The sequence below is a fragment of the Saccharothrix sp. 6-C genome, from assembly GCF_016695385.1.
Lineage (GTDB): Bacteria > Actinomycetota > Actinomycetes > Mycobacteriales > Pseudonocardiaceae > Actinosynnema > Actinosynnema texasense.
Genome location: NZ_CP064192.1, coordinates 5,488,937 through 5,505,691 on the forward strand (window position 1 = coordinate 5,488,937; position 16,755 = coordinate 5,505,691).

At 72.7% G+C, this 16,755-nt stretch carries 11 protein-coding genes; 5 read left to right on the forward strand and 6 right to left on the reverse strand.

From position 1 onward, the window contains the following. Positions 1-65 precede the first annotated feature (65 nt). On the forward strand, positions 66-1,223 hold the full coding sequence (locus tag IOD16_RS22750; protein WP_201436053.1) for a M6 family metalloprotease domain-containing protein: 1,158 nt from the start codon (positions 66-68) through the stop codon (positions 1,221-1,223). A 3-nt stretch (positions 1,224-1,226) separates the two neighbouring features. Here the strand turns inward: IOD16_RS22750 and IOD16_RS22755 are convergent, their stop codons facing one another. Beyond that, entirely contained in the window at positions 1,227-2,120 is an 894-nt protein-coding gene (locus tag IOD16_RS22755) for a helix-turn-helix domain-containing protein (protein WP_201436054.1), read from the reverse strand. A gap of 130 nt (positions 2,121-2,250) precedes the next feature. Here IOD16_RS22755 and IOD16_RS22760 point away from each other — a divergent pair, with 130 nt between their 5' ends. Further along, positions 2,251-3,156 (forward strand): oxidoreductase, encoded by a 906-nt coding sequence (locus IOD16_RS22760; protein ID WP_201436055.1) that lies wholly within the window; start codon positions 2,251-2,253, stop codon positions 3,154-3,156. A 9-nt stretch (positions 3,157-3,165) separates the two neighbouring features. On the opposite strand, the gene IOD16_RS22765 is transcribed toward IOD16_RS22760, so the two are convergent. The 5 genes from IOD16_RS22765 to IOD16_RS22790 form a co-directional block, all read right to left on the reverse strand. Further along, on the reverse strand, positions 3,166-4,326 hold the full coding sequence (locus tag IOD16_RS22765) for a cytochrome P450 (protein WP_201436056.1): 1,161 nt from the start codon (positions 4,324-4,326) through the stop codon (positions 3,166-3,168). Positions 4,327-4,462: 136 nt separating this feature from the next. After that, the gene (locus IOD16_RS40525; protein ID WP_442978056.1) at positions 4,463-6,157 is read right to left on the reverse strand and encodes a ThuA domain-containing protein; all 1,695 of its coding nucleotides are present in this window, start codon (positions 6,155-6,157) and stop codon (positions 4,463-4,465) included. Between the two features lie 31 nt (positions 6,158-6,188). Next, positions 6,189-9,029 carry a PQQ-dependent sugar dehydrogenase gene (locus IOD16_RS22780; protein ID WP_201436057.1) on the reverse strand — a complete coding sequence of 947 codons (2,841 nt, stop codon included), beginning with the start codon at positions 9,027-9,029 and terminating at the stop codon, positions 6,189-6,191. A gap of 97 nt (positions 9,030-9,126) precedes the next feature. Beyond that, a complete protein-coding gene (locus IOD16_RS22785) occupies positions 9,127-11,523 on the reverse strand; it encodes a ricin-type beta-trefoil lectin domain protein (protein WP_201436058.1) in 2,397 nt (798 codons plus the stop codon). Positions 11,524-11,807: 284 nt separating this feature from the next. Then, entirely contained in the window at positions 11,808-13,313 is a 1,506-nt protein-coding gene (locus IOD16_RS22790) for a glycoside hydrolase family 76 protein (RefSeq protein WP_328809354.1), read from the reverse strand. A gap of 363 nt (positions 13,314-13,676) precedes the next feature. Between IOD16_RS22790 and IOD16_RS22795 the strand changes: the two genes are divergently transcribed. The 3 genes from IOD16_RS22795 (at position 13,677) to IOD16_RS22805 (ending at position 16,701) form a co-directional block, all read left to right on the forward strand. Then, the gene (locus IOD16_RS22795) at positions 13,677-14,780 is read left to right on the forward strand and encodes a DUF3103 family protein (RefSeq protein ID WP_201436059.1); all 1,104 of its coding nucleotides are present in this window, start codon (positions 13,677-13,679) and stop codon (positions 14,778-14,780) included. Between the two features lie 480 nt (positions 14,781-15,260). Further along, the gene (locus IOD16_RS22800; protein ID WP_201436060.1) at positions 15,261-15,824 is read left to right on the forward strand and encodes a papain-like cysteine protease family protein; all 564 of its coding nucleotides are present in this window, start codon (positions 15,261-15,263) and stop codon (positions 15,822-15,824) included. A 10-nt stretch (positions 15,825-15,834) separates the two neighbouring features. Further along, positions 15,835-16,701 carry a hypothetical protein gene (locus IOD16_RS22805; protein WP_201436061.1) on the forward strand — a complete coding sequence of 289 codons (867 nt, stop codon included), beginning with the start codon at positions 15,835-15,837 and terminating at the stop codon, positions 16,699-16,701. Positions 16,702-16,755: the final 54 nt, after the last annotated feature.

Genomic DNA, 16,755 nt, shown 5'->3' on the forward strand with positions numbered 1-16,755 from the left:
GACTAGCGTTCACCGCGTCCGGCCGCGGGCGAGCGGCCCAGTGGTCCGCCGACAGGAGGTCGTCCATGACAGGGCACCGGCTCCTGCTCACCGCCGCGGTGGTGCTCGCCGCGACGGTGCTCCCCACCGGGACGGGGCACGCCGACGTGCCGGCCGGCGCCTGCGCGCTGCCCGCGACCAACGCGCACCTGTCCGAGGGTGTGCCCAACCTCGCGGGATCGGCGCCGTCGCACGGCACGCTGCGGGCCACGATGCTCTTCGTCGACTTCCCCGACGCGCCGGCCACCGACTCGACCACGAGCCTGCGCGACCAGCTGCTGCCCGGCGGCCCGGACTGGTTCGCCACCAGCTCGCACGGCGGCTTGACGCTGTCGGTCGACGCCGTCACCGCCCGCTTCCACCGGATGCCGCGACCGTCCGCGGACTACGGCTGGCGGCGCGGCCTCACCGCCGAGGCCCACGCCCGCTACCTGAACGACGCGCTGGCCGCGGCCGGCCGGGCGGTGTCGTTCAGCGGCACGCACCTGCTCTACGTCGTGCCCACCCGTGCCGCGGGCGAGATCTCCTTCGCCGCCGCCTACCTGAACCCGCTCACCGCGCCCGACGGCACGGTGATCACCAGGTCGGTCACCTTCGGCCAGGACACGGCGCACTGGGGCAGCAAGGTCCTCAACCACGAGACCGGGCACGCGCTCGGCCTGCCGGACCTGTACGGGTACCGCGGCGAGGTCCACCGGTTCGTCGGCGGCTGGGACCTGATGGGCCTGATCTCCGGGCCGGGCCCGGACCTCCTGGCCTGGCACAAGTGGAAGCTGAACTGGTTGCGCCACGACCAGATCGGCTGCGTGAGCGCGCCCGGCCGCTACCTCGACACGCTCGTCCCCGTCTCGGCGCCGGGAGGGCGCAAGGGCGTGGTGGTCCGGACCGGCGCCACCACCGTGCTGGTGGCGGAGGCGCGGTCGCGCACCGGCCTCGACTCCGCCGCCTGCGCCACCGGTGTCCTGGTCTACTCCGTCGACACGGCGGTCGCGAGCGGCAACGGGCCCGTGCTGGTCGCGGACGCGCGACCGCGCTCGGGCGGCTGTGGCGGGCACGAGTTGAACGACGCGCCGTTCGACGTGGGTGGCCGGTTCCACGACGCCAGGAGCAACACCACGATCGACGTCGTCGGTCGGGCCGGGGACGACTACCGCATCACGATCGCTCACGGCGTGGCCCCGTGAGACCTACCGCCCCGGCCGGGGGTAGCGCTCGTCGGCGTGCGCGGACCGGGTCGCGTGCAGTGATGCCAGGAGCCGCAGCCGGTCCGCGTCGGCGCTGCCCGGCTCGGCGGTGAAGACCAGCACGACCGGTCCGGGGTTGCCGGGCAGCGGGTAGGTGTCCCAGTCCAGGGCGATGTCGCCCACCCCGGGAACCCGGAAGGTCTTGGTCCCGCTGACCGACTCCCGCACGTCGTGCCGGGCCCAGAGGCGGCGGAACTCGGCGCTGCGGATGCTCAGCTCGCCGACGATCGCGGTGGCGCGGGGGTGGGTCGGGTCGGTGGCGACGGCGGCCCGCATCATGCCGATGTAGTCCAGGGCCTGCCGCTCCCAGTCCGGGCAGCTCCGCCGGCCGGTCAGGGCGTCGTCGAACAGCAGCAGCAGCATGTTGAGCCGGTCGGGCGGGTAGCCGGTCGGGTCGCCGAGCAGCGCCTCCGCCATGGGGTTCCAGTCGAGCAGGTCCAGGTGCCTGCCGAGCACCACCGCCGGCGTGTCGGTCACCCGCAGCAGCCGACGGGTGCGGTCCGGCACCCGTTCCGGGCGGCGGTCCGCCCGGGCGGGCACCGGCCGGCGGGCGGCGTGGGCCAGGGTGAACAGGTGCCGGCGCTCCCCGTCGCCGAGGCCGAGCGCGCCGGCGATCGCCTCCAGGACGTCGTCGGACGGGCGCACCTCCCGGCCCTGCTCGATCCGCTGGTAGTAGTCGGTGCTCAGGCCGGCCAGCAGGGCCAGCTCCTCGCGCCGCAGCCCGGTGACCTTGCGCCGGCCGCCCGGTTCCAGGCCGACGTCGCGCGGGCGCAGCCGACCGCGCCGGGCGCGCAGGAAGTCGCCGAGCTCGCGGGCGTGGGGATGACGGCTGCTCATGACCACCAGTGTGTCGCCCCGCCGGGCGGCGAGGTAGGTCTCGCAGACCCAGGCAACCGGGACCGACCGAGCGGACCCGGACCACTCCTAACGTCGTCGGCGGAGCACACCGACACCCCAGGAGCAGCACATGACCGGATGGACCGCCGACCGCATCCCCGACCAGCACGGGCGGGTGGCCGTCGTGACCGGCGCGAACTCGGGCCTCGGCCTGGTGACCGCCACCGAGCTGGCCCGGCGCGGCGCCCACGTGGTGCTCGCCGTCCGCGACACCGCCGCCGGGGAGCGGGTGGCCCGCGGCATCGACGGCGACACCGAGGTGCGCGAGCTGGACCTGGCCTCGCTCGACTCGGTGCGCGCGTTCGCCGCCGGGCTGGTCGTCGACCACCCGGCGATCGACCTGCTGGTCAACAACGCCGGTGTGGTCCTGCTCGGCCCGCGCCGCACCTCGGCCGACGGCTTCGAGCTGCAGTTCGCCACGAACGTGCTGGGCCACTTCGCCCTGACCGGCCTGCTGCTCGACGCCCTGGCCGCCGCGCGGGCCGCGCGGGTGGTCGGCCTGAGCTCGATCACCCACCGGAACGCGCACCTCGACTTCGACGACCTGCTGTTCGAGCGCGACTACCGGGCCGCCGCCGCGTACGGCAGGTCCAAGCTCGCCACCACGGTCCTCGGCGTCGAGCTGGACCGCCGCCTGCGCGCCGCCGGATCGCCGATCACCGCCGTGCTGGCCCACCCCGGTCTGACCCGCACCAACCTGACCCCGCGCGCCTGGGAGCACCGCGGCCGGTCGGGGCGGCTGATCGCGCGCCTCGGCCTGCTCGCCACCCAGTCGGTCGAGCGGGGCGCGCTGCCGCAGTTGCGCGCCGCGACCGCGCCGGGGGTGCGGGGCGGCCAGTTCTTCGGGCCGTCGAGGTTCTGGGAGACCTCGGGCCCGGTCGCCGAAGCCCGGTTCAGCCGGGACGCGACGGACCCGGCCGTCGGCACGCGGCTCTGGGCGGCGGCCGAGCGGCTGACCGGCGTCGCCCACCTCTGAGTTCCGGGGTCAGCCGATCGCGACCTGCATGCCGCGCAGCTCGTACCCGGCGATCTCGTCCTTGAACGCGATGCGCGGCGGCCGGGCCATCCGCACCCCGTCCGACGACATGAGCCGGCGCAGGAAGATGTCCGACTCCAGCATCGCGACGTGCGAGCCGGGGCACTTGTGCGGGCCGTCCCCGAAGGACAGGCCGGTCGAGCTGCCGCCGTCGGCCACCGGCCGGCCCGGGCACAGCGCCGAGGGCCGTTCGCCGACCACCCCGGGGTCCAGGTTGGCGTGGTCGAGCTGGACCCGGACCAGGGAGCCCGCCGGCACCGTGACCCCGTCCACCCGGACGTCCGCGGTGGTGCGGCGCTTCAGGTGCCCGATGACCGGTTCGAGGCGCAGCACCTCGTGCAGGAGCCGCAGCCGCTCCGGTTCCCCGGCGGCGAGGTACCGGGCGCGGAGGGCGTCGTCGGTGAACAGGTGCCACGCGGCCATCACGATGAACTCGCGCGTGGTGACCATGCCGGCGGCCGCGAAGGTCAGGCACTCCCCCAGGATCTCCGCCGACGTGAGGCCCTCGTCGAGCAGGTGCGAGATCAGGTCGTCCCGGCGGTGCGCCCGCCGCGCCCGCACCGCCGGCCGGACGTCGCCGAAGTAGATGGCCGACCAGCCCTTGAGCTGCCGCCACGTCCAGTAGAGGCCGTGCGCGCTGGTGAACCCCGGCTTGCCGAACTCCTCCGGGAAGAAGTAGTCCAGCCGCCGCTTGATGCCGGGCTTGCTCCCGGTCAGCCCGATCACCGCCGACGTGACGTCGATGACGAGCTGGAAGCCCAGGTCGGCGAGGTCGACCGCGCCCGCGCCGCGCAACCGCGCCACCTGCTCGTCGGCGACGCGTTCCATCACCGGGCGGTAGGCCTCGTCGACCCGCCGGGGTGTGAAGAACCGCGCCGTCTGCTTGCGGTGCTCGCGGTGCTCGGGTCCGTCGCGGTAGAGCACGGGACGGCGGATCCGGCGCGGGAAGTTCTCGGTCGTCTCCACGCCCAGGCCCGCTTGCACCGTGTTGTGGTCGCGCAGGAACGCGCGGGCGGCCGCGTAGCCGTCGACCTGCCACGTCCCGTCCGGCTCCTGGTGGACGGGACACCCGGCCTCCGGCAGTCCCCGATCGACCTTGCGAGCGCTCACGACCGCCGAGCTTCCTCTCCCGCCCCCGGGCGGCGCAACCGGCGTGGTCGCGGGGTGTCCCGCCGCGCGTGCGGCGGGACACCTCCGGTCGGGGCAGATCCCGGTCAGGGCAGGTGCCGGTCAGGGCAGGTGCCGGTCAGGGCAGGGTCCACCTCTGGTTGGCCGCGCCGTTGCAGTCCCAGATGTGCAGCGCGGTGCCGTCGGCGGAGCTGTTGCCGGACGCGTCCAGGCAACGCCCGGACTGCGGGTTGCGCAGCGCGCCACCGGACTGCGCCGCCCACTGCTGCGCGCCGCTGCCGTTGCACGTCCACAGCTGCGTGAGCGTGCCGTTGGCCGTGCCGCCGGAGCGCACGTCGAGGCACTTGCCCAGCGCGCGGACCGTGCCGTCACCCGGCAGGGTCCACTGCTGCGCGTTCGTGCCGTTGCAGGTCCACAGCTGGATCTTCGTGCCGTCCGCGGTGCCCGCGTTGCTGACGTCGACGCACTTGCCGCCCAGGCCGGTGATCCGACCGGTGCGAGTGGCCGACAGCTCCTTGACCCGGATGTTGCGGAACGACACGTCGTCGCCGTCGCCGTGGTTCTGCAGGCCGAAGTGCCCCTGCTGGAGGCTGCGGGCCGGATCGGTGTTGGTGAAGTCGTTGATCTTCACGCCGTTGAGGAACACCTGGAGCCGCTCGCCCTCCACGAGCAGCTCGTAGGTGTTCCACTCGCCGGGCGGGTTGAGCGCGCCGTCGCGGGCGGCGATGTCGGCCGACTTGAAGGTGTACACCGCGCCGGTGGTCCGGTCGACCGCGTCGGTGGGGTCGATCTGGATCTCGTAGCCGTTGTTCACCGCCGACCACGGGTCGCTGCTGGCCGGGAACCCGATGAACACGCCGGAGTTGTCGTCGCCGGCCAGCTTCCAGTCCAGCTTCAGCGAGTACGACCGGAACTCCTTGGCCGAGTACCACAGCATGCCCATGCCGCCCCGCGAGGTGAGGGTGGCGTCGGCCACGGCGAAGCTGCCCGGACCGGCCTGGCTCCACCCGGTGGTGTCGGAGCCGTTGAACAGCGAGGTGTAGCCGGTCTCGGCGCGGCAGTCGGCGTCGGTCATGCCGGCCGCGTAGCGGATGCCGCCGAGCAGGTGCGCGCGGAACCCGGGCTCGGCGAAGGCCTGCTCGGTGTGCCCGCCGGCGGTGTACCAGGACCGGCCGCCCTGGTAGGTCTGGCACCAGGCGATCGGGTGGTCGCCCATGTTGCCGCCCGAGTAGGTGCCCTCGTCCAGGCGCGCGAGCACGTGCACGTTCGCCCGCGGGTTGGCCTGGAAGTTGTACCACTCGTCCGTCCGGACCCAGTCCGAGCCGAGGTGGGAGGTCGAGGCGTGGGCGCGGTCCTCGACCCGCACCGTCGCCTGCTGGATCGCCGGGTGGGAGTGGAAGTACCCGCCCACCACGCCGCCGTAGAACGGCCACTGGTACTCGGTGTCGGACGCGGCGTGCACGCCGACGTAGCCGCCGCCGGCCCGCACGTAGGACTCGAAAGCGCCCTGCTGGGTGTCGTTGAGGACGTCACCGGTCGTGGACAGGAAGACCACGGCGCGGTACTGGGCCAGGTTCGCGCCGGTGAAGGCGCCGCCGTCCTCGGTCGCGTCGACGGTGAAGTTGTTAACCGCGCCGAGATCCCGGATCGCCTGGATGCCGTTGGGGATGGACGAGTGCCGGAAACCCGCCGTCTTGGAGAAGACCAGCACCTTGTAGGAGGGGTCCGCGGCGGGCGCCGGGACGGGCGCCGCGGCGAGGACCATCACCGCCGTCGCGGTGATCGTCGACAGCACGGATCGCAGTCGGGACATCAGTTGCTCCTCGGTCGAGCGGTCGTCGTGGTCAGGGCCCGATCCACTTCTGGTTGGCGCCGCCGGTGCAGTCCCGGATGGTCAGCGCGGTGCCGTCGGCGCTGCCGCCGCCCTCGGCGTCGAGGCAGCGCCCGGACTGCGGGTTCACCAGGGCGCCGTCCGGCTGCGCGGCCCACTGCTGGGCGCCGCTGCCGTTGCACGTCCACAGCTGGGTGGCCGTGCCGTTCGCCGTGCCGCCCGACCGCACGTCGAGGCACTTGCCCAGCGCGCGCAACGACCGGTCGGCCGCCGCGGTCCACTGCTGCGCGGTGGTGCCGTTGCAGGTGTACAGCTGGATCTTCGTGCCGTCGGCGGTGGCCGCGCCGCTGACGTCGACGCACTTGCCGCCGACGCCGGTGATCCGGCCGGTGCGGGCGCCGGTGGCGAAGGTGAAGTCGTCGACGTCGAACAACGCGCCCGTGCCGCCCTTGAACACCAGGTAGAGGGTGGTGGTGCCGGCGGGCCGGTTGGTCAGGGCCGCGCTGACGTCGGTGAAGGTGTCCCAGCCGCCGGTCACCGGCACGGTCGCCGAGCCGAGCAGGGCGCCGGTCACGGACCCGGCCCGCACCTCGATGACGCCGCCCGCGCCCGCCGAGGACACCCGCGCGGTGATCGACGTCGCGTCGGCCAGCACGTAGGGCTGGAACGCGATCCAGTCGCCGTTGTGGATGTCGCCGACCGTCTTGCCGCCGTGCGCGGCGGCCTTGTCGAAGACCGCCACGCCGCCGGCCGAGCCGTGGTGCTCGGCCTGCCTGGTCTTCGGCTGGGTGACGTGCTGGGTGTGGGTGGTGGCGCCGGCGCGGTCGGTGTACTCCGCGTCCCAGACGCCGAAGATGTTGGCGTTGGGGTCGTGCTCGCCGTCCTGGGGTGTCTGGACGGTGCCCGAGCAGCCGGTGGCCTCGGTCAGCTTGTGGCCGTGCGAGTCGTGCCCGAGGATGTAGCTGAGCTTGACCTTCGTGCAGTCGACCGCGCCGTCCTCGGGGTCGGTCACGGTGATCCGGAACGGCACCGCGTCGCCGAAGTCGAACAGCTGCCCGTTCTGCGGCAGGTGCAGCGTGACGGTCGGGGCCGTGTTGCCGACGGTGACCTGCACGCTCGCCGTGGCCGTCCGGCCGGTGGCGTCGGTGACGGTGAGGGTGGCGGTGTAGACGCCGTTGGCCGAGTAGGTGTGCTGCGGGTTGGCCGCCGTCGACGTGCCGCCGTCGCCGAACTTCCACGCGAACGTGATGGCGTCGCCGTCCGGGTCGGACGAGCCGGCCGACGAGAAGGTCACCGCCAGGGGCGCCTGGCCGGAGGTCTTGTCGGCGGCGGCCTTGGCGATCGGCGCGAGACCGCCGGTCGCGTACTCGATGCGGTACAGCGCCGAGTTCGCGTCACCGGCGAACCAGCCCGTGCCGTAGTCCAGCACGTACAGGGCGCCGTCCGGACCGAACGCCGAGTCCATCACCTGCGTGCCGGTCCAGGGGAAGGCGGCGATCGCGCCCGGCGTGCCGTTGGCGTTGACCGTGATGTCCTTGATCCAGCGGCGGCCGAACTCGGTGGCGAAGAAGTGCCCGTCGTAGGACTGCGGGAACTTCACCGCCGAGTTCAGGCCGGCGTCGTAGCGGTAGACCGGGCCGCCCATCGGCGACTCGCTGCCGCAGCCGAGCTCGGCCACCGAGCAGTTGTCGTACTTGATCCAGGCCGCCTTCGCGGCGGGCAGCGCGGGCAGGCCGGTGTTGCGCGGCGAGTTGTTCGTCGGCCCGCCCGCGCAGTTGTACTTGGCCCCGGAGACGCCGGTGGCGAAGTTGTGGTCGTTGTAGGTCTCGTCGGCGGTGTTCGAGCCCGTGCAGTACGGCCAGCCGTAGAAGCCGGGGCCGGTGATGCGGTTGAACTCGACCTGGCCCGCCGGGCCGCGGGTGGCGCTGGTCGACCCCGCGTCCGGGCCGTAGTCACCGAGGTAGACGACGCCGGTCGCCTTGTCCACGTTGAACCGGAACGGGTTGCGGAAGCCCATGGCGTAGATCTCGGCCCGGGTGCCCGCCGTGCCGGGCGCGAACATGTTGCCCGCGGGCACGGAGTAGCCGCCGTCCGCGTTGACCTTGATCCGCAGGAGCTTGCCGCGCAGGTCGTTCGTGTTGCCCGCGCTGCGCTGGGCGTCGAAGGCCGGGTTGCGGTTGGCGCGCTCGTCGAGCGGGCTGTAGCCGTCGGAGGCGAACGGGTTGGTGTCGTCGCCGGTGCTCAGGTAGAGGTTGCCCGCGGCGTCGAAGTCGATGTCGCCGCCGACGTGGCAGCACGTGCCGCGGCTGGCGGGCACGTCGAGGACCACCTTCTCGCTGGCGGTGTTCAGCGTGCCGTCGGCGTTGAGCACGAAGCGGGACAGCCGGTTGACCCCGTTCCAGGCGGAGAAGTCGGTCCCGTCGGAGGGCGCGTCGCCGGCCGGCGTCGACAGCGGCGGGGCGTAGTAGAGGAACAGGTGGCGGTTGGTGGCGAAGTTCGGGTCGGCGGCGATGCCCTGCAAGCCCTCCTCGTCGTGGGCGTAGACGGTGAGCTTCCCGGCCACCTTGGTGTTGCCGGCGGCGTCGGTGAGCCGGACCGTGCCGTCCCGGGAGGTGTGCAGGACCGACCGGTCGGGCAGCACGGTCATGGAGATCGGCTCGCCCATCTCGGCGGCGCCCTTGGCCAGCGTGACCTGCTGGAACGAGGGCGCCGGCGCGGCTCGCGGCGCCGAGTGGCCCCGCAGCTCGGGTGCTTGGGCGACGGCGGTCGTCGGTGCGGCGGTCTGGACCGCGGCGGCCACCAGGAGCAGGGCGGCGGCGCCGAGGCCGGTGCGGGTTCGCGCGGATCTTGCCATGGTGATGTCGTCCTCCCGGACTTCACTGCCTGGACGTGGGGTTGGGGGTGGTCCGCCGGCCGGCGGGGCGACCGGCGGACCCGTGGCGTCCCTGCGCTCAGGGAAGGACCCACTTCTGGTTGGCGACGTCGAGGCAGTCCCAGATGTGCAGCGCGGTGCCGTCGGCGGAGTTGTTGCCCGCCACGTCCAGGCAGCGCCCGGACCTCGGGTTGCGCAGCGAGCCGTCGGGCTGCGCGACCCACTGCTGGGCGCCGGTCCCGTTGCACGTCCACAGCTGGGTGACGGTGCCGTTCGCCCTACCGCCCTGCTGCACGTCCAGGCACTTGCCCAGCGCCCGGACCGTCCCGTCGGTCGCCACCGTCCACTGCTGGGCGGCGGTGCCGTTGCACGTCCACAGCTGGACCTTCGTGCCGTCGGCGGTGCCACCGTCGCTGATGTCCGCGCACTTCGCGGCCAGGCCCTTGATCGGCCCGGTGCGGGCGGTGGCCCCCGGCTTGGCGTTGAGCGTGTACCAGGCTTCCGTGCTCCACAACGACTTGCCGGACTCGGAGGTGAACGGCCGGGGCGAGCGCAGGTGCACCACGTGCCCGCTCTGCAGGCCGGAGAGCAGGACGGTGACCTTCCTGCGGTCCGCGGACGGCGTCGCCGACTGCACGGTCACCGCCTGCTGGCCGATCTTCGGCCCGCCGTAGGCCGAGGTCGGCAGGTAGCGCCACTGCGTGGCCCGGTACTTGCCCGCGAGGCCCTGCACCGTCTGGGTGGACAGCGGCTGGGTGTACTCCAGCTCGAAACCGCCCTGGACGGCCCGCATGGCGACGATGTCGAACGCCTCCGCGCCGTTGGGCGTCAGCTTCTGCAGGCCGAAGTTCAGCTTGCCCGCCTGGCCCCAGTTGCCGCCCGCGCCGATGCCGCCGGTGTAGATCGCGCCGTCGGGGCCGAGGCTGATCCGGTTCACGCCCGATTCGAGCCCTTGCGTCAGGCGGAACACCGCGCCCTGGTACTCGCCGCCGACCTTCTCCAGGAAGCCGCGCTGCAAGCCGCCGTAGGTCACGTCGCCGAAGACCACCTGCCCCGCGAACGGTCCCGTGGTCAGCTGCACCGGGTTGCTCGGCGAGTTCGCGATCTCGTTCTGCGGCAGCCACAGCACCGGTGACGTGATGGCGCGGTTGTCGAACGGGCCGGCCGGGTTCGTGTAGTGGTTGAAGAACCGGTCCTGCTTGATGTGCACCAGCTTCGACGACGGCAGCCAGCCGCCCTGGTTGTCGGTGACGAAGATGTCGCCTTCAGGGCCCCAGCCGATGCCGTGGGGCGTGCGCAGCCCGCCGGCGAGGTAGGTGACGGCGCCGGTGGCCTTGTCCACCTTGATCGTGGTGCCGCGGTTGGCCGCGGGCTGGGGATCGGTCGTGGCGCCGCCGTAGTCGATGGCCACCGACAGGTTCAGGTAGAACGCGCCGTCCCGGTACAGCATCCCGAACGCGAACTCGTGGAAGTTGCCGCCGAACGGCCAGGTCGCGACGCGGCGGTAGTTGTCGGTCACCCCGTCGCCGTTGGTGTCGTTCAGCTCGGTGAGCCCGACCTTCTCCGACACGTACAGCTTGCCGTCGACGTACTTGAGCCCCATCGGCTCCTGGAGCCCGGAGGCGATCCGCTGCGTGCGGACCTTCGTGGGGTCGGTGGCGCCGGTGACCCCGCTGATCAGGTGCACCTCGCCCAGCTTGGTGTTCGAGCCGCCCCAGGTGGCGATGGCCAGCCTGCCGTCCGGCAGCCAGTCCATGCCGCTGACCTGCGGCTCGAACCCGCTCGGGCGCAGGTTGGTCAGGGAGTAGGCGGGGTGCACGGAGGTCAGCGGCAGGCCGTCGCCCGCCGCGTCGCCGCCGCCCTCGCACTCCTTGCGGCCCGGTGCGGTCACCCGGACCACGCCCGCGTCGGTGCTGAGCGCGGAGTTCGGCACGACGCTGAACCCGGTCGCGCCGGGCGGCTGCCACTCCAGGGTGAGCTGCTGGCCGCCGCCGTTGTCGAAGTGGTCGATCCGCAGGGCGTGGTAGCCGGCCCCGAGCTGGACCGAGCCGCTCTTCGACTCGCTGCCGTGCAGCCCGTCGTGGTCGACCACCACCGCGTTGTCGATCCGCAGCCGGGACCCGTCGTCACTGGTGAGGCGGAAGGTGTGGGTGCCGGCGGTGGTGACGTTGACGTTGCCCGTCACCTCGGACAGGAACCGGTCACCGAGGCCGAAGTCCCCGGTGGTGGTCCAGTCGACCGACGGCATGAGCTTGTCGACGTTCGGCGTCTGGCCGGTCTTGAGGACGCACAGCCGGGCGAGCTCGGTCTGCATGTCGAAGACCCTGAGCGTCACCCCGGGTTCCTGGGGAGGGGGTGCCGCCGCGGCGGCGCGCGCGGACGAGGAGACGGACAGGGACGCGGCCGTGACGAGGGCGATCGAGGCGAGGGAGCCGGTGGCGCGCAGCCACCGGATGCGACGGGCAGGGGACGACATCGGGCGTTCTCCCTTGAGCTAAGCCGGTGAGCAGGGGACTCGACTCGGCAAGGGGTCGGGGGCAGGGAGCCCTGGGAGCCGGCGTGTTAGCCAGGTCACATCCGGCCAGGTGACGGTAAGGCGACTTTTGTACAGAGTCAACGAAAGGCCGTACGGAAAATACGAAAGTAGTGCCAATGCTTGCGCAACTACCGGCGTTCGGCCGCAGCCGTTGGTCGGCAAGGCGCACCGGGGCCGTCCGCCGACCCCGGTGCGCGGTTCATCCGGGCCGGCGCCCGGACCGGTCAGCCGGCGGCGTTCATCAGGTCCACCGCGCTGTGCTGGCGCGCCGCGTCGCTGCGCTGGAACGGCCCCGCCCACGGCTGGTCGTAGGAGTCGCTGCTGGACCGGTCCCGCGCGTGGGCGGTGTCGGCCTGCCTCTTGAGGTAGGCGGTGTACGGGCGGTCGGACAACGCCCGGTTCAGCTGACCGAGCCCGCGCGCGAAGGCGCCCTTGAACGACGGGACGTCGCCACCGCCGCCGTTGTCGAACACGATCCCGCCGGGGTTGAGCGCGGCGTTCGTCGTCGAGGCGTCGGCCAGCACGCGCGCCCTGGCGAGGTACGCCTGGTCACCCGTGGCGCGGTGCAGCTCGGTCAACGCGGCCAGCGGCACGCCCTGGTTGTAGCTCCACGGCGTCTGGCCGTTGTTGCGGCACGTGGACGTGACGAGCCCGTCGTTGACCAGGTTCGACCCGTTGACCATCCCGCTGCCCTCGAACCACCGCCAGCCGTCCCGGGCGCGCTGCACGTAGGTCGTCTCGCCGGGCAACCGGTTGTGCAACGCGGCGTTGAGCTGGACGTACAGCGAGTTGGCGATGGCGTTCTTGTAGGTCCGGCTCGACGTCCACCAGATGCCGCCGCCGCACGTCTGGTCCCAGTAGCGGTGGATGTGGTCGGCGCCGACGCGGGCGGTGTCGAGGTAGCGGCGGTCGCCGGTCAGGTCGTAGGCGGCGATCCACGCCAGGCCCCACCACGCGACGTCGTCGTTGTACTCGTTGACGAAGTTGCCGCTCCAGGCGGTCCGGTTGAGGTCGTAGGTGCGCGCGATGGCGTACCGGTAGCTGCCCATGCCGCTCACCCGCGCGTTGTCGATGATCGCGTTGAGCGCGTTGGCGGCGTTCCACCAGCCGGTGGTGTCGAACAGGCCGGTGCCAAGGTTGTACCGCTGCATCAGGGCGGTGGCCGCCGCGGTGGCGCGGTTCCCGGCGTTCCAGGTGGTGCGGTACCAGCTCGTGCAGGCGATGGACGACGACCCGGCCGGTTGGCCGCAGGCCCGCAGCAGCCCGACGCCGAGGTTCGCCCAGTCGTCCACGTTGTGCATGGACGTGCGCCAGCCGCCGTAGCCCCCCGGCGTCGTGGTCGAACCGAGCTTGGGCTGCCAGGTCGCCCCCGCGTCGTAGGAGCGGTCGAGCCACACCGCGTCGCCCTGGCCGCCACCGGAGATGACCGCCCAGCCCATGGTCTCGGTGCTGTCGAAGTGCAGCGCGACCCGGCGGGTGCCGGCGGGCACGGCCTGGGCGACGCGCTCCCCCGCCGAGAGGGCGGGGTCGCGCCCGTCGCAGTGGAGGTTGCAGACCGGCGCCAGGGCGGTCGGCCGGGGCGCGGTCGCCGGCCGGGTCGGCGACCGGTGCGCGCCGGGGGGCAGGGCGGGGTCGCGGTCGTCGCAGTAGCTGTCGCAGACGGCGGTCGCCGACGGCGGCACGGTCGCCGGATCCGGTGGCGCGGTGGTGGAGGGTGCCGGTAAGGCCACAAAGGACAGAAGCAGGGCTGCGTGAACCACGGTGTTCAGCACAGGACCTCCCCAACGGGAGTGAGCGGCCGACAGGGGCGTGAGAACGCTCTCACGTCGAGGCTAGGACCGGCCTTCACGCAGCGTCAACACAGCGCACCGGACAGATTCGGGTCGAGCACCCACCGCCTCGTCCCGGCCTTTCCCGGTGCGAGTCCGCTCGTCCACAGTGGACTCACCTTGCCGCGCAGGTGGCAGCCCGGGACGCGGGGGGCGACGGCATCGGGGTTTCCCATTGACAACGGGCGGTGCAAGTACGTGTAATTCTTTCATATGTCACTCTGCCCACCTGTCCCTGCACGCAGAGTAAAGGTAGGTACGGCCATGTCCTTGTCGCGCTCCACCCGATTACTGGTCTCGACGGTCGGCGCCCTCGCGGTCACCGCCGGCCTGGTGACCGCGCCGGCCCACGCCGCGCCCGCCGCGACCACCGCACCCGCCGACTCCGTCGCCGCGGTCACCGACCGGATCGCCGCCCTGCTGGCGGGCGAGTTCGCCGACGACGCCCGGCGGGCCGGCGTGCTGTCCGCCTCGACCGACCCCGTGCCCCTGGCGCGCGCCGCCGGGGACACCGCGCTCGGCCGGGCCGTGCGCGACGCCGACCGGGAGGTCCTGACCGCCAAGGGGCTGCCGCAGGACGGCACGTCCCTGCTCACCGTCCGCCTCGCGCACGCCGACATGGCCGCCGCGCTGCGCCGGGGCGCCACGCCGCTGATCGCGTCGTCGCCCGCCGACGACGCGCCGACGACCGTGACGGCCTACGACCGCGCCGGCCGGCGGATCGCGCTGGCCGCCGACCGCGTGCCGGCGCGCCCCGTGTACCTGGTCGAGGTCGACACCGCGACCGCGCTGGCCAAGGGCACGGAGGTGCTGCGCTCGACCCTGTCGCACCGCGGCCTGTCCCCCGCCGCGGCACGCGCGGCCGTCGCGCCCGCCTCCGGCTACTGGGCCACGCAGCTCACGTCGATCCGCCTGGACGACGACCACGAGCCGTGGCACAAGGGCGACGCGGAGATCTTCACGATCACCGCCGGGTTCGGCCTCGACGGCAAGGTCAAGGTCGACACCGCCCAGCTCCCCTACCTGGACGACGACGGCAAGACCTACTACCCCAACCAGCTCCTGGTCCACTTCTCCGACTACAAGTACGACCTCGCCGACATCGTCATGATGGAGGAGGACGGCGGCACCAACTACCGCGACCTCGCCCTGGCCCTCACCCAGGCGCTGCTGACCATCATCGACGGCGGCGCGTACATCCCGCTGGTCAACGCGATCATCAACGCCCTGCCGGACGGCTGGTGGACCGACGACCCGGACTACGTCGACTCCTGGTACACCCTGTCGACGACCACCAGCGGCACCCTGCGCGGTGCGGCGGGCAACGGCACGATGACCGTCGTCCCCTACTGGGTCGCCCCGCTGTAGCGCGCTCGCGCGGGCGAACCGCTCCCGCACTGCGCGGCGGCCTTTCTCCTCGTTAGCTGGATCGAGTGACACCGACAACCGCGCACGACCGCCGCGCGCCGGCCCGGCGACGAACCGCTCCCGGTTCGTCGCCGGGCCGGCGCCGGTGACCGGGTCCGGACGCGTTCACCTCACCGTGTCCGAACCGCGCTCGCGGTCCCGTCGCCGAGTGGCGGACGGTCACCTCCCGACGGGTGACGACACTGCAAAGAGTGCGGCTCTGCGGCCATCGGTGGGACGGGACGGGGAAGGCCTCGGCGAACCGAGTCGATCTCCGATGGTCCTCCGCGACGCCCTCCGGGCCCCCGGTTCCGGGCCGGACGCCGATCTTCACTCCGACGAGCGTAATCCCGCGTTCCCCCTGTGTGGCAACGACATTTCGCGCTGTCATGTCCATGCAGAGCGCCCGGCACCCGCCGTGCGCAGGGGAAGGCAGGGAAGATGGGCAGATTCAGGTTCGCGACCGCCGCGTCCGCCATCGCGCTGGCGGCCTGCGGGTTGCTGGTGGCCGCCGCGGGCGCCGCTCAGGCGGAAGCCGGGTACGACGACATCGCCATGTACAAGCAGGAGAAGACCCAGTGGTGCTGGGCCGCGTCCGGCCTGACCATCGCCAAGTACCAGGGCTACGGCAGCACGCAGACGGACTTCTGCAACCGGGCGCAGCCCTACTACGGCTGCAACAACCAGCCCGCCACGCTGGAGGACATGGCCAGGGCCTGGGGCAGCCTCGGCATGGCGCACACCGGTTCGGGCCTGAACAGCGCGGCGTCGTTCAACCAGGTCTACACCGACGTCAAGGCGGCCCGGCCGCTCGGCGCGCGCATCGGGTGGAACTCCGGCGGCGGCCACATGAACGTGGTCTACGGCTTCGACACCTCGAACACCACCATCGGCGTGGCCGACCCGTGGCCGGACACGACCACCTACACGTGGTGGAACTACAACGACTACGTCAGCAACAGCTCGTTCAAGTGGACCCACTCCCGGATCGGCATCTCCCGTTAAGGCAGGCGACATGCGCGAAACACCGACGTCCGGCGGACGGGCGGCCGCACGCCTCTCCCGCCTGGCCACCGCCCTGGCGCTGGGCGCGTCCGCGCTCCTGTGCGTCACCGGGCCCGCCCACGCGGCGCCGGCCCAGGGCCCGAGCGCCGTGGACATCCCCGACTACCAGGCCGCCCTCGCGGCGGTGAAGTCGCAGGCCGTGCTCAACGCCGTCTGCCGCTTCCTGAGCGTGCCGGTGCCCCAGGGCGGGTCCGACACGCCGCAGGCGATCCCCGACAAGGCCGCGCCGTGCGAGGGCCTGCCGGCCTTCACGGTCAAGGACCCGTTGGCGGTCAGCGAGATCACCCCGGGTTTCGTCGCCGGCACGGTGCAGCCCATCCCCACCGAGGCGGTCAAGCTGAGCCACCTGGTGTCGTCCCTGAGCGTCAGCGTCGACAACCGCCAGGCCACCGTCATGCTCGCACCCACCCAGGGCGGGGGTTGGCACCTGGCGGCGGTGCGCGAGGGCGACAGCGACGCCGTGTTCGCCGGCAAGGCCGAGCCCGGGGGTCTGGTGTTCGCCGAACCGCAGATCCGGGCCTGGTACCAGCTGACGCTGCTCACCGTCACGCCGCTCAACGACCAGGCGCGGCAAGGGCTGAACGGCCGGGCGTCGATGTCGCTGAGCGACTACCAGAAGCAGGTCAAGGCTCGTTACGCCGACAAGCAGACCGGGTCGGAGTACGACACCAAGGGCTTCTCCAGCGGCTACGGCAGCGCGGGTGAGGAGCCGGAGCCGTCATCCGCGCCGCTGGTCGTCGGCGGCTCGAGCGCGGCGCTCGTGCTCGCGGGCGGCGTGCTCCTCCTCCGCCGCCGGCGGCGCGACCCCGTCGACTGAGCCGGGCCGCGTTCGCCTCCACCGTCCCGCTGTCGGAGGACGGGCCGTCGCACG